The organism is Cupriavidus sp. 22TCCZM01-5, from assembly GCF_057798915.1.
In genome coordinates, this window is record NZ_JBYOJR010000022.1 from 68733 (window position 1) to 81726 (window position 12994).

Below are 12994 nucleotides of genomic sequence, written 5' to 3' on the forward strand. Positions count from 1 at the left end.
GCACATGCGCAGGCGCACGATGCCTGAAACCATGCGCGCCATGGTCCTGGAACAAGCCGGCCAGCCACTGCGGCTGCGCCAGGTGCCGGTGCCCGAACCGGGCCCCGGCGAGGTCCGCATTGCCGTCAGCGCGTGCGGGGTCTGCCGCACCGACCTGCATATCGCCGACGGCGAGCTGGCGCACCCGAAGTCCCACCTGATTCCCGGCCACGAGATTGTCGGCCGCATCGACGCCTGCGGTGCGGGCGTCGATGCATTCACGCTCGGCGAGCGCGTGGGCGTGCCGTGGCTGGGCCATACCTGTGGCCACTGCCGCTACTGCACGTCCGGGCGCGAGAACCTGTGCGACACGCCGGCCTTCACCGGCTACACGCGCAACGGCGGCTACGCTGAATACACCATTGCCGACAGCCGCTACTGTTTCCGGATTCCGGAGGGCTACGACGACGAACATGCCGCACCGCTGCTGTGCGCCGGCCTGATCGGCCTGCGCACCTTGCGCATGGCCGGCGATGCCCGCCGTGTCGGCATCTACGGCTTTGGCGCGGCCGCGCACCTGGTGGCACAGATCGCCGTCGCGGAAGGCCGGCAAGTCTATGCCTTCACCCGGGCCGGCGATGCGGGCGCGCAACAGCTCGCGCGCGATACGGGCGCCTGCTGGACCGGCGCCAGCGAGCAGGCGCCGCCCGACACGCTGGACGCGGCGCTGATCTTCGCTCCGGTGGGGGCGCTGGTGCCGCTGGCGCTGCAGGCAGTCGGCAAGGGCGCCACGGTGGTCTGCGGCGGTATCCATATGAGCGACATCCCCGCGTTCCCCTACCGGCTGCTGTGGGAAGAGCGACGCGTCGTCTCCGTCGCGAACCTGACCCGCGCCGACGGCGAGGCGCTGATGGGGATCGCCGCCCGCACGCCCTTGCATACGCATACAACCGCCTATCCGCTCGACGCAGCCAACCAGGCCCTGGCCGACCTGCGCGGCGGCCGCCTTGCCGGCGCGGCAGTCCTGCGCGTCCACGCCTGACCGGCGCCAGCGTCGCCGAGGCGGCGCGTGGCTATTGCACACTTCGCGCCACTGGCCGGACAATTCCGCCATGCGGGATTTCCCCGCCCGGAGCCCATGATGAGAATCCGCCTGGCAATCGTAGCCTCGCTGGCGTGCGTGGCAGGCCTGACCCTGGGCGCCTGCTCGGCACTGCAACCGGAACAGACCGGGCAGCGGCTGATCGGCAGCGACCAGGGTGCGGTCCGCAGTACATTCGGCGAACCCACCGACACCTTCAGTTTTCCGAACGGTACGTCGCGCTGGCTCTACTCCGGGCAGCCACTCGGGCATACGGTCTATGCTGCGGACTTTGACGCCACAGGCAAGCTTGTCGGCTATCGGCAGATGCTGACGGAAGCAGAAATCTATCAGGCGCAGGTGGGCGTCTGGACCAAGCAGGATGTGCTCGAGCGCTTCGGCAAGCCGCGCGAGCCCACCCAGTATTACCCGCTGATGAAGCGCGAGGCCTGGACCTACCGGATGTACAAGGACGGCTACCAGACCGCGCATTTCAGCTGCTACTTCGACGAGAACGGCGTGCTGCAGCAGTCCATGATCATCGTCGACCCGCTGGGTGGCGACCGCCGCGGGCATTCGCGCTAGCCGTCCGCGTCCCGGGGGAGCCAACGTTGGCGGAAGGGTCACCGGGACCACGGCGGTGTTTTCGCGCAGAATAGAACTCGCCGCGATGCAGCAGAGACCGCACGCGGCTCCCTTGCTCTCTTCTTGCGCGGAACCCGAACGTGACCACTGCGATCCTGCTCGAAAACATCCATCCAAGCGCCACGGCGCGCCTCGGCGAAGCCGGCCTGACGGTCGAACGCCGCAGCGGTGCACTGGCCGGCGACGAACTGCGCGAAGCGCTGTCCAGCCATGACCTGGTGGGCATCCGCTCCGCCACGCACCTGCGCGCGGACGACATCCGCAGCGCGCCAGACCTGCTCAGCATCGGCTGCTTCTGCATCGGCACCTCCCAGGTCGACCTGGATGCCGCAACGGCAGCGGGCATTCCGGTCTTCAACGCACCGTTCTCCAATACGCGCTCGGTGGCGGAACTGGTCGTGTCCGAAGCCGTGATGCTGCTGCGCAGGATTCCGGAGAAGAATGCACTCGCGCATGCAGGCAAGTGGGCCAAGGGCGCCAGCAGTGCGTTCGAGGCGCGCGGCAAGACCATTGCCATCGTCGGCTACGGCAACATCGGCTCCCAGGTCGGCGTACTGGCCGAATCGATGGGCATGCGCGTGGTGTACTACGACGTGCTGGCCAGGCTGTCGCTCGGCTCGGCGCGCGCCGCCGGTACGCTCGAGGAAGCCGTGTCGCAGGCGGATGTCGTCACGCTGCACGTGCCAGCCACCGCGCGCACGCGAAATATGATCGACGCGCACGTGCTCGCCCGCTTCAAGCCAGGGGCGATCCTCATCAATGCCTCGCGCGGGACCGTGGTGGACATCGAAGCGCTGGCCGCGGCGCTGCGCGACAAGCGCCTGGGCGGCGCCGCGATCGACGTGTTCCCGCAGGAGCCCAAGACCAACAGCGATCCGTTCTCCAGTCCGCTGCAGCAACTGCCCAATGTCCTGCTGACGCCGCATATCGGCGGCAGCACCGAGGAAGCCCAGGAGAATATCGGTACCGAGGTGGCCGCCAAGCTGCTGAACTTCCTGGAAACCGGCGGCACCATCGGCGCGGTGAATTTTCCTGAGGTCGACCCTGGTCCGCTGCAGGCGCCGGCACGCCTGCTCAACATCCACAGCAACGCGCCCGGCGCGCTGGCCGCGCTCAACACGCTGCTGGCGCAGGACGGCGTCAACATCAACGGCCAGCACCTGCAGACGCGCGGCCATACCGGCTACGTGGTCACGGACCTCGACCGGGTACCGTCCGACGCGATGATGGAAGCCTTGCGCACCCACGCCGGCTTCGTGCGTTCGCGCCTGCTGGTGCGGTAAGCCGTTCCGCCTGTCGGGCCGCGGGTGGCAAGGTCGCCGGGCCGACATCAACAACCTGCAATATTTTTGAGGAAATTACTAAAGCCCTGCCCGGCCCAGCCGCTATCCGGGATAGGAGCGCCTGATACACAGCAGCCGCGCTCAGTGCCACACCGAGGCGGCCGGGTCGCATCCACCATGGAAGGAGTCGATATGGACCGAAAAGGAAGACGCGGGCCCGCGCGGGTGCGCCGGCTCGGACTATCTTTGTGGCTCGCGGCCGGCATTGCCGGAACCGCGGCCGCGCAATCCGGCACCATCAGATTCCAGGGGGCCATTACGGAGCCCTCCTGCGGGTTCCAACGGGGCGAACAGATGGTCCGCGCCACCTGTCTGGAGGCAACGGGGCAGCCCGTCAGCATGGATCTCAGCACCGCCAATGCCGGCAGTGAAGCGAGCACCAGGGTGGGTGCCGCCCTACTGAGGCTGGAGCCGGTTCCCGGCCGTCATGGCGCCGCAGACGCCTACGTCGTCTTAGCTACGTACCTGTAAAGGCGCGTCGCAGGCTTGCGCCGAGGGCACGCGTGGCGGTCCCCGACGTGACTGGCTGCCCGCTAGCGGCTCGCCCGGATCAGGTCGGCCGCCTTCTCGGCGATCATGATCGCCGGCGCGTTGGTATTGCCCGCGACCAGCGTGGGCATGATGGAAGCGTCGACCACGCGCAGCCCCTGCACGCCGCGCACGCGCAGCGCCGGATCCACCACGGCCATCTCGTCCACCCCCATCTTGCAGGTGCCGACCGGATGGTAGACGCTGTCGGTACGCTCGCGCACAAAGGCCTCGATGGCCTGCTGGCTGCCCTCGCCCGGACCGAAGTCGTCGGTGAACAGCTCGCGGCCGCCGGCACTGGCCAGCGCCTCCTGGGCAAAGATCCGGCGGATCGCGCGCACGCCTGCCACCATGCCGGTCATGTCCTCTTCATCGCTCAGGAAGCGCGGATCGATCAGCGGCGCCTCGCGCATGTCCCGCGAACGCAGGCGCACTTCACCGCGGCTCTTCGGACGCAGCACGCAGGCGTGGCACGAATAGCCGTGGCCCAGCTTCTTCCTGTCGCTGCCATGGTTGAGCAGTGCCGGAATGAAGTGCAGCTGGAGGTCCGGTACGGCCAGGCCCGGCCGGCTCCGGACAAAGGCGCCGGCTTCCGCGAAGTTGCTGCTGGCCATGCCGGTACGCTTGCGGCGGTAGCGCAGCAGCTCCATCGAAAGCTTTGCAAAGCCGGGCAGCGAATGGCCGAACAGGTCCAGCGAACGCACCTGCTTGTTGAGAATGACGTCCGGATGGTCCTGCAGGTTCTTGCCCACGCCCGGCAGGTCGGCCACGACACCGATGCCCAGTTCGCGCAGCTCCTGTGCCGGTCCCACGCCCGATGCGAGCAGGAGTTGCGGCGAGTTGAAGGCGCCCGCGCTGACAACGACTTCACGCCGTGCCGCGAGCTTCTGTTCCACGCCGCCGCGCACCACGGTGAGGCCTGTCGCACGCGTGCCCTCGAAGTCGATGCGCAGCACCTGCGTCTCGACCAGCACCGTCAGGTTGCGCCGGCCACCGCTCAGGGTCTTGTCGCCGGCATTGCCCTGGTGCAGGTAGGCGCGCGCCGTGTTCCAGCGCTCGCCCCGGTGCTGCGTGACGTGGTACAGGCCCGCGCCCTCCTGCTCCGCCCCATTGAAGTCGCCGTTCGCCGGGTAGCCGGCCTGGATCGCGGCCTGGACAAAGCGGATCGAGAACGGATTGGGCGAGCGCAGGTTGCTGACCCGCAGCGGGCCCGAGCCGCCGTGCCAGCGGTTGTCGTCGCGGCCGCTGTAGTCCTCATGGTGTTCGCTGCGCCGGAAGTATGGCAGCACCTCTTCATAGCTCCAGCCGGTGCAGCCCAGACGCGCCCAGTCGTCAAAGTCGTTGCGGTGGCCACGGATATAGACCATGCCGTTGATCGACGAGCTGCCGCCCAGGCCCTTGCCGCGCGGCTGGTAGCCCTGGCGGCCGTTGAAGCCTGGCTGCGGCGCAGTGTAATAGCCGTAGTTGCGCGGCCCGGGATTGCGCACAGTGGATGCCATGCCGATGGGCATCCAGACGCTGATGTGGTGATCGCTCGGACCGGACTCGATCAGGGCCACGGTCACGGCGGGATCCTCGGCCAGCCGCGCTGCAATGGCGCAGCCCGCCGAGCCCGCGCCCACCACCAGATAGTCAAAGGTTTCCATGTATGCGTTCACTCCCTCATGCATCCACGGCACAGCCGGCGACCGACTTGTACTCCAGGAACTCTGCCAGGCCATAGGCGCCAAATTCGCGGCCGTTGCCCGACGCCTTGTAGCCGCCGAACGGCGCGTTGAAGTCCATCCGGGCACCATTGATCTGCACCGAGCCCGCACGCAGCTCACCCGCCACGCGGCGCGCGCGCGCCGGGTCGCCCGACCAGACATAGGCGGCCAGTCCGTACGGCGTGTCGTTGGCAATGCGGATGGCCTCCGCCTCGTCGTCATAGGGAATCATGACCAGCACCGGCCCGAAGATCTCTTCGCGGGCAATGGTCATGTCGTTGTCGACGTCGGCGAACACGGTCGGGCGGTTGTAGTAGCCCTGCGCGAGCCCGTCAGGCCGGCCGGGACCGCCCGCGATGACACGCGCGCCCTCGCCGATACCTGCTTCGATCATGCGCTGCACACGTTCATGCTGGGCCCGGTTCGAGCTGGGGCCCAGCTTGCTGTCCGGCGAGGCGGGGTCGCCCACCGTCAGCGCCTGCGCCGTCGCCTGCGCAATGGCGATGGCCGCCTGGTATTGCGCGCGCGGCACCAGCATGCGCGTGGGCGCCGTGCAGGTCTGGCCCGAGTTGAGCATGCAGCTCACCACGCCCGTCGACACCGCTGCCTTGAGATCGGCGTCATCCAGGATCACGTTGGGCGACTTGCCGCCAAGTTCCTGCGCCACGCGCTTGACCGTGGGCGCGGCCTGCACGGCTACGTCGACGCCGGCGCGCGTCGAACCCGTGATCGAGACCATATCCACGCCCGGATGGCGCGACAGCGCCGCGCCCACCGCGGGACCGGTCCCGAAAAGCATATTGAACACGCCTGCCGGCGCGCCGGCTTCGTGCACGATCTCGGCAAAGATGCGCGCATCCAGCGGCGCGATCTCCGACGGCTTGAGCACCACCGTGCAGCCCGCCGCCAGCGCGGGGGCAACCTTGGCAGCGATCTGATTGACCGGCCAGTTCCATGGCGTGATCAGCGCCGTCACGCCAACCGGCTCGCGCACCACCTGCGTGGTGCCGCTGATGATGACGAACTCAAAGGCTTCCAGCGCGGCGATGGCCGACTGCAGCTGCACCAGGCCCATCGGCGCCTGGTACTCGCGGCACAACCACAGCGGGGCACCGATCTCCGTGCTGATGGCCTGGGCGATCTCGCCGATGCGCGCCTTGTAGCCATCGGCAATGCGGCGCAGCAGCGCCAGGCGCTCCTCGTGGCTGGACCTGGACCACGACGGGAAGGCGTCGCGCGCGGCGGCCACGGCGCGGTCCACATCGGCCGCGCCGCCCATGGCGACCGTGCCGATCACAGCCTCCGTCGCGGGGTTGACGATATCCGCCAGCGAGAAACCGTCGGCGGGAGTCACCCACTCGCCCCCGATATAGAACGTATTGAGATGGTGCATCGATCGTAGCTCCTGAAAGTGGGGGCGCTTCAGAAAGGTTTGTCGCCGATGATGGTCGCGCGCATCATGCGGCGCACCGCCGGGAAATAGTCCTGCACGGCGTAGTGCTGCGTCGAACGGTTGTCCCAGAACGCAATGGTGTTGGGCCGCCACTTCAGGCGGACCTGGTATTCGGGCACCGCGGCCTGGCGGAACAGGTACTGCAGCAGGTCCAGCTCGCCGTAGCGGAAGTCGAAGCCCACGCGGAACTGCGCCTTCTCGCCGAAATTGGCGAGGTGCGTGACGAAGCCTTCGTTGACATAGAGGATCTTTTCGCCGCTCTCCGGGTGCGTGCGCACGACCGGGTGCGTGACCGCCGGGAACTTCTTGCGGTTGATCTCGCGCTCCTCGGGCGTCATGCGCGCGCCGAAGCCTGGCATGATGTCGTGCACGGCGTAGAGGCCTTCGATCCGTTCCTTGACCGCGTCCGGCAGCGCCGCATAGGCACGCGCCATGTCGACCCAGATCGTGTCGCCGCCGGACTCCGGGCATTCCACACAGCGCAGCATCGATGCCATCGACGGCACCTCGCGCCAGGAAACGTCGGAGTGGTAGATGTTCTCGCGGCCGCGCATGTCCTTGCTGCCGCCCAGCAGGACCAGTTCCGGATGATCGGCGTGGTGCGGGAACACCGGATGGACTTCGAGTTCCCCGAAGCGGCGCGCGAGCTGGACGTGCTGGGCCGGGGTGATGTCCTGGTCGCGGAAGAACAGCACCTTGTGGCGCACCAGCGCCTGGCGCAGCGAGGTAAGGGTCGCGTCGTCGAGCGGCTCGCGCAGGTCGATCCCGTCGACCTCGACACCGATCGTGGGCGTCATGCGGGTGACGGAGAACCCATGGTAGCCCGCGGCGGCGGGCTCTGCGGATACTTCCTTCCGCTGGATTGCAGCATTGCTATTGGTCATCTGGTCTCCTCGGATACTCGGATACTCGGATACTCGGATAAGGGTGCAGGACCGTGGCAAGGAAATGCCGCGCCACGGCAGGGTTCCCGGCGGCCCTCGCGTCAGTCCAGGCGGATGTTCGAAGCACGGATCGCTTCGGCCCAGTACGTTTGCTCGGCCTTGACGACATCGGCAAAGGCCGCGGGCGTGCTGCCCTTCAGGACGATGCCCAGATCCACCATGCGCGCGCGGAAATCCGGGTTGGCGAGCGTGCGGTTGACATCCACCGAGACCTTCTCGACGATCGCGCGCGGCGTCGCGGCCGGCGCGAACATGCCGACCCATCCCTGCCGCTCCAGCCCACGCACGCCGGCTTCGGCGAATGTCGGCACATCGGGCAGCAAGGGCGAGCGCGCCGCGCCGGCCACGGCCAGCACACGCAGCTTGCCGGTGGCGGCATGCTGGCGCGCACTGACCGCGGCGATCATGCCGGCCGGAAGCTGCCCGCCCAGCAGGTCATTGATCAACGGCGCTTCCCCCTTGTAGGGCACATGCGTCAGCGCGACGTTCGTATTGCGCGCGAAGATCTCCATGTACAGATGGCCGCTGGAACCCAGTCCGTACGATCCATAGGCGAGCGGCTTGCCCTGCTTGCCGATATAGTCGATGAGCTGCTTCACGCTGTTCACGCCCAGCGAGGGCTGCACGACCAGCGCAAGGTTCGAGGTTGCCAGTTCCGAAATCGGCGCGAAGTCGCGCACCGGGTTGTACGGTGCCTTGCTGTACAGGCTTGGCGCCTGCACCATGCCGGTCAGCGTCAGCAGCAGCGTGTGGCCATCGGGCTCGGCCTTGGCCACCATGTCGGCGCCGATCATGCCGCCGGCGCCAGGCCGGTTGTCGACGATGACCGGCTTGCCCCAGGCCTTGGCGAGACCCTCGGCAATCTGGCGCGCGACCACGTCGCCGGTGCCGCCCGCCTGGTAGGGGTACACCACGCGCACCGCACGCGACGGATAGCCGGTCCCATTCGCCTGCGCCCTGGCATGGAAGCCGAGCCCTCCGAGCGCAGTGCCCGCCAGCCCGAGTCCCAACTGCCGCAAAACCTTTCGTCTTTGCTGCTGCATCTTGCTGTCTCCACATTGTCTTTTGTTCTTCCGCGTGCCGGGCGGCACGGGTTCGACGGACTGCGCTGCGGCTGCAGCCGGCCTCTGGCGGGCCTGGTCGTGCAGCCGCGGTCCTGCATACCATGCAGGTCAGAGCGTGCGCGCGATGATCTCCTTCATGATCTCGTTCGAGCCGCCGTAGATCTTGCCGACACGGGCATTCACATACATGCGCGCGATCGGGTATTCCATCATGTAGCCGTAGCCGCCGTGCAGCTGCAGGCATTCGTCGATGATCTCGCAGCTGGTCTGCGTGCCCCACCACTTGGCCATGGCCGCCGTCTCGGCATCGAGTTCTTCGCGCAGGACCTTGGCCATGCAGTCATCGACGAAGGCGCCCGCGATCACGGCCTTGGTCTTGCACTCGGCCAGCTTGAAGCGGGTGTGCTGCATGTCGAGCAGCGTGGCGCCGAAGACCTTGCGTTCGCGCACATACTCGGTAGTCAGCTCGACCGCGCGCTCCATCGCCGACAGCGCGCCGAGCGCGATGATCATGCGTTCCTGGGGCAGCTGCTGCATGAGCTGGTAGAAACCCTTGCCCTCTTCCGTGCCGAGCAGGTTTGCGCATGGCACGCGCACGTCGTCGAAGAACAGCTCGGCGGTGTCCTGCCCCTTCTGGCCGATCTTCTCGAGGATGCGGCCGCGGCGGAAGCCGGGCAGGTTCTCGGTCTCGACCACCACGATCGACACGCCCTTGGCGCCCTTGTCCGGATCGGTCTTGCAGACCACCAGGATCAGGTCGGCCAGGAAGCCGTTGGTAATGAACGTCTTCGAGCCGTTGAGCACGTAGTGGTCGCCGTCGCGCACCGCCCGGGCCTTGATGCTCTTGAGGTCGGAGCCGGCGCCCGGCTCCGACATGGCAATGGCCGCGACCATCTCGCCGCTGGCCATCTTCGGCAGCCAGTGGCGCTTCTGCGCTTCGGTGCCATAGCGCAGGATGTAGTGCGCCACGATGCCGCTATGGACGTTGGTGCCCAGGCTGCTCACGCCGGCGCGCGACTGCTCCAGCGTGATGATGGCCTCATGCGCGAAGTTGCCGCCGCCACCGCCGTACTCCTCGGGAATGCTCGCGCACAGCATGCCCATCTCGCCGGCCTTGCGCCAGACCTCGCGGTCCACGTGCTGCTGACCAGCGGTCCTCGTGCGGAACCAGTTCGCGCTCGATGAACTTGCGGATGGCGTCCTGGAACATGGTCAGGTCATCCGTGATCCAGGGTCGTTGATTGAATGCCATGATGTCGCTCCTGCCCGATCAGGGACGGCCGCCGCCGCAGATCAGCACCTGGCCGGTGATGTAGTTGGATTCCGGAATGCACAGCAGGTACACGGAGCCAGCCGCTTCGGCCGGGGTGCCGCCGCGGCCCAGCGGGATCATCGCCTCGATATTCTTCATCAGCTGCGGATTCACGCCGACCTTGATCTCGTTGCCGCCGATGTTCAGCGTCGAGGTATTGTCCGCGCCGGCGGTGGCCTCGGTCAGGCGGGTCTTGATCAGGCCGAAGGCCACGCTGTTGACGTTGACCTTGTAGCGGCCCCACTCCTTGGCGAGCGCCTTGGTCAGGCCGTTGATGGCGGCCTTGCCGGCCGAGTAGTTGGCCTGGCCGGCGTTGCCCATCACGCCCGAGACCGACGAGATATTGACAACCTTGCGGAACACTTCCTGGCCGGCCTCGGCTTCCTTCTTCGCGGCTTCGCGGAAGTAGTCGGCGGCCGCGCGCAGGATGCGGAACGGCGCGGTAACGTGCACGTCCATGATGGCCGACCATTGCTCGTCGGTCATCTTCTGGATCACGTTGTCCCACGTATAGCCGGCATTGTTGACGATGATGTCCAGCCGCCCGAAGGTCTGCAGCGCGGTACCCACGAAGCGGGTGCCGAAGTCGGCTTCGGTGACGCTGCCCACGCACGCCACTGCCTTGCCGCCGGCGGCGACGATTTCCTGCACCACGGCCTGCGCCGGCTCGGCGTCGAGGTCGTTGATGACCACGGCCGCGCCTTCGCTGGCGAGCTTCAGTGCGATCTCGCGGCCGATACCGCGGCCCGAACCCGAAACGATGGCGGCCTTGTCGACAAGCTTGCTCATTTCCCTATGCTCCTTTGCTGATCTGTTGAATGTCCCGGCGGTGCGGCGCCGCGTCAGGCGGCGAGGGCGATCAGTGCCTCGCCCGACAGCTTGGTTTCGCCTGCCTGGTTGCGGGTCTGCAGTTCCAAGCGCACGGTGCGCGTGGCGTCGTCCTTCTCCACGACCTTGCCGGTGCACGCGATTTCATCGCCGACGTGCGTGATGGCGGCAAAGCGCACCGAAAAGCTGCGGATGGCCTGCTGCGGCACCCAGTTGGTCAGCAGGCGGCCGAGGTAGGCCATCGACAGCATGCCGTGCGCGAACACGTCGGGCATGCCGGCCTGGCGCGCGAAGTCGATATCGACGTGGATGGGGTTGTGGTCGCCCGAGGCGCCCGCATACAGCGCCAGCGTGAGCCGGCTCAGCGGCGGCGCAGTGAAGGACGGCAGTTCCGTACCGACCGCGATCTCATCAAACCGGAGGGTCTGCATGGCTGTCTCCTTAGCTGTTGCGCACGACGATGGTGCTGCGCAGGTCGGCGACCGGGTCGCCCTTGGCATCGGTCACGCGGGTTTCGCGCACCACGAATTCCAGCGCGCCGCCTTTCTTGTCGTAGATGTCGGCCACGCGGGTCTCGAAGGTCAGGCGCTCACCCGCATAGGCCATGCGGTGATACTCGAAGTGCTGCTGGCCGTGCAGGACCTTGCCGATGTCGATGTTCAGCCGCTCGATCATCGCGCGCGGATTGGGCGACTCCATTTCCAGGCAGAACAGGAAGGTCGGCGGCACCGGCAGGCCCGGATAGCCCGCGGCCTCGGCCGCTGCCAGGTCGGTGTAGCGTGCGTCGGCCTGGCCCGTCGCCTTGGCGAAGAAGCGCAGGCGCCCGGCCTCCACGTCGACGGAGTGGCGCGAGATCACTGCGCCGATATGCATCTTGTCAATCATCTTGCGGCTTCCTTTCCTGCTTACTGCTGGCGCTCGTACAGCGTCACCACGCAGGCGCCGCCGAGGCCGAGGTTGTGCTGCAGCGCCAGGCGCGCGCCGTCGACCTGGCGGTCGCCGGCCTTGCCACGCAGTTGCCAGACCAGTTCGGCGCATTGCGCGAGACCGGTGGCGCCGAGCGGGTGGCCCTTGGACAGCAGGCCGCCGGACGGATTGGTGACCACGCGGCCGCCGTAGGTGTTGTCGCCGTCGACGATGAACTTCTCGGCGGTGCCGACCGGCGTCAGGCCAAGGCCTTCATAGGTGATCAGCTCGTTGGCCGTGAAGCAGTCGTGCAGTTCGACCACGTCGATGTCGGTCGGCGCCACGCCGGCCTTCTCGTACACGGCAGCCGCGGCGGCGGCGGTCATGTCGTAGCCCACCACCTTGCGCATGTCGCCTTCGTCGAAGGTGCTGTTGCGGTCCGTGGTCATGGCCTGCGCGGCGATCCTCGCGCGGGTGTCCAGGCCATGCTTGCGCGCGAACGCCTCCGAGCACAGGATCGCGGCGGCCGCGCCGCAGGTCGGCGGACAGCACTGCAGGCGCGTGAGCGGATCGAACACGGTCGGCGCCGCCATCACCTCTTCCAGCGTCACGGTGTTGCGGAACACCGCGAACGGATTGCGCGCGGCGTGCTGGCGGGCCTTGACCGAAATGCGCGCGAAGGTGTCGGGGCGGATGCCATATTCCTTCATGTACGCGCGGCCCGCACCGCCGAAGAACTGGGCCGCGCGCGGCGCCTGCTCGTCGAAGCCCTGGACCTGCGCCATGGTCTTCGCGAAACGCTCCATCGGACCCGGGCGGTCGGTATAGGCGCCCTTGAGCGCGCCCGGCACCATCTGCTCGAAGCCGACCGCGATCGCGCATTCGATCGCGCCGCTTTCCACCGCCTGGCGTGCCAGGAACAGCGCGGTCGAGCCGGTGGCGCAATTGTTGTTGACGTTGATGACCGGGATACCCGTCAGGCCGACGCCGTAGATGGCTGCCTGGCCGGACGTGGAGTCGCCGAACACGTAGCCCACATAGGCCTGCTCGACCAGCGCGTAGTCGATGCCGGCGTCGGCCAGCGCGGCCTTGGCGGCGTTGGCGCCCATCACGCCATAATCATCGCTGGCGCCCGGCTTGGTGAAGGGAATCATGCCGACGCCGGCTACTACCACTTTGTTGCTCATGTCGAGCTCCTGCTGAGA

At 67.4% G+C, this 12994-nt stretch carries 11 protein-coding genes and 1 pseudogene; 3 read left to right on the forward strand and 9 right to left on the reverse strand.

Features of this window, described 5'->3' with window-relative positions; translation table 11 throughout:
- The first annotated feature begins 19 nt into the window (after nucleotides 1-19).
- The 3 genes from AC3FNH_RS20210 to serA all read left to right on the forward strand — a co-directional run bounded on the left by AC3FNH_RS20210 (nucleotide 20) and on the right by serA (nucleotide 2988).
- On the forward strand, nucleotides 20-1021 hold the full coding sequence (locus tag AC3FNH_RS20210; RefSeq protein WP_488721351.1) for a zinc-dependent alcohol dehydrogenase family protein: 1002 nt from the start codon (nucleotides 20-22) through the stop codon (nucleotides 1019-1021).
- A 99-nt stretch (nucleotides 1022-1120) separates the two neighbouring features.
- On the forward strand, nucleotides 1121-1645 hold the full coding sequence (locus tag AC3FNH_RS20215; RefSeq protein WP_488721388.1) for a hypothetical protein: 525 nt from the start codon (nucleotides 1121-1123) through the stop codon (nucleotides 1643-1645).
- Between the two features lie 140 nt (nucleotides 1646-1785).
- On the forward strand, nucleotides 1786-2988 hold the full coding sequence (gene serA, locus AC3FNH_RS20220) for a phosphoglycerate dehydrogenase (RefSeq protein WP_488721352.1): 1203 nt from the start codon (nucleotides 1786-1788) through the stop codon (nucleotides 2986-2988).
- Nucleotides 2989-3581: 593 nt separating this feature from the next.
- On the opposite strand, the gene AC3FNH_RS20225 is transcribed toward serA, so the two are convergent.
- From AC3FNH_RS20225 to AC3FNH_RS20265, 9 genes and pseudogenes are all read right to left on the reverse strand, one after another.
- Complete coding sequence (locus tag AC3FNH_RS20225) at nucleotides 3582-5222, reverse strand: GMC family oxidoreductase (RefSeq protein WP_488721353.1); 1641 nt, start codon at nucleotides 5220-5222, stop codon at nucleotides 3582-3584.
- A gap of 16 nt (nucleotides 5223-5238) precedes the next feature.
- Entirely contained in the window at nucleotides 5239-6675 is a 1437-nt protein-coding gene (locus tag AC3FNH_RS20230; RefSeq protein ID WP_488721354.1) for an aldehyde dehydrogenase family protein, read from the reverse strand.
- A 29-nt stretch (nucleotides 6676-6704) separates the two neighbouring features.
- Nucleotides 6705-7619 carry a TauD/TfdA dioxygenase family protein gene (locus AC3FNH_RS20235; protein WP_488721355.1) on the reverse strand — a complete coding sequence of 305 codons (915 nt, stop codon included), beginning with the start codon at nucleotides 7617-7619 and terminating at the stop codon, nucleotides 6705-6707.
- Between the two features lie 101 nt (nucleotides 7620-7720).
- The gene (locus tag AC3FNH_RS20240) at nucleotides 7721-8722 is read right to left on the reverse strand and encodes a Bug family tripartite tricarboxylate transporter substrate binding protein (RefSeq protein WP_488721356.1); all 1002 of its coding nucleotides are present in this window, start codon (nucleotides 8720-8722) and stop codon (nucleotides 7721-7723) included.
- Nucleotides 8723-8851: 129 nt separating this feature from the next.
- Nucleotides 8852-9995: pseudogene (locus AC3FNH_RS20245) on the reverse strand (acyl-CoA dehydrogenase family protein).
- 18 nt (nucleotides 9996-10013) lie between these two features.
- Entirely contained in the window at nucleotides 10014-10844 is an 831-nt protein-coding gene (locus AC3FNH_RS20250; RefSeq protein WP_488721357.1) for an SDR family NAD(P)-dependent oxidoreductase, read from the reverse strand.
- A gap of 53 nt (nucleotides 10845-10897) precedes the next feature.
- Complete coding sequence (locus AC3FNH_RS20255; RefSeq protein ID WP_488721358.1) at nucleotides 10898-11314, reverse strand: MaoC family dehydratase; 417 nt, start codon at nucleotides 11312-11314, stop codon at nucleotides 10898-10900.
- 10 nt (nucleotides 11315-11324) lie between these two features.
- On the reverse strand, nucleotides 11325-11768 hold the full coding sequence (locus AC3FNH_RS20260) for a MaoC family dehydratase N-terminal domain-containing protein (protein ID WP_488721359.1): 444 nt from the start codon (nucleotides 11766-11768) through the stop codon (nucleotides 11325-11327).
- 20 nt (nucleotides 11769-11788) lie between these two features.
- Nucleotides 11789-12976, reverse strand: a complete 1188-nt coding sequence (locus AC3FNH_RS20265) for a lipid-transfer protein (RefSeq protein WP_488721360.1) — start codon at nucleotides 12974-12976, stop codon at nucleotides 11789-11791.
- Nucleotides 12977-12994 lie beyond the last annotated feature (18 nt).

Coding starts and splice junctions, on each gene's coding strand:
- AC3FNH_RS20210 (WP_488721351.1), top strand. CDS start 20: ATGCCTGAAACCATGCGCGCCATGGTCCTGGAACAAGCCGGCCAGCCA.
- AC3FNH_RS20215 (WP_488721388.1), top strand. CDS start 1,121: ATGAGAATCCGCCTGGCAATCGTAGCCTCGCTGGCGTGCGTGGCAGGC.
- AC3FNH_RS20225 (WP_488721353.1), bottom strand. CDS start 5,222: ATGGAAACCTTTGACTATCTGGTGGTGGGCGCGGGCTCGGCGGGCTGC.
- AC3FNH_RS20230 (WP_488721354.1), bottom strand. CDS start 6,675: ATGCACCATCTCAATACGTTCTATATCGGGGGCGAGTGGGTGACTCCC.
- AC3FNH_RS20235 (WP_488721355.1), bottom strand. CDS start 7,619: ATGACCAATAGCAATGCTGCAATCCAGCGGAAGGAAGTATCCGCAGAG.
- AC3FNH_RS20240 (WP_488721356.1), bottom strand. CDS start 8,722: ATGCAGCAGCAAAGACGAAAGGTTTTGCGGCAGTTGGGACTCGGGCTG.
- AC3FNH_RS20250 (WP_488721357.1), bottom strand. CDS start 10,844: ATGAGCAAGCTTGTCGACAAGGCCGCCATCGTTTCGGGTTCGGGCCGC.
- AC3FNH_RS20255 (WP_488721358.1), bottom strand. CDS start 11,314: ATGCAGACCCTCCGGTTTGATGAGATCGCGGTCGGTACGGAACTGCCG.
- AC3FNH_RS20260 (WP_488721359.1), bottom strand. CDS start 11,768: ATGATTGACAAGATGCATATCGGCGCAGTGATCTCGCGCCACTCCGTC.
- AC3FNH_RS20265 (WP_488721360.1), bottom strand. CDS start 12,976: ATGAGCAACAAAGTGGTAGTAGCCGGCGTCGGCATGATTCCCTTCACC.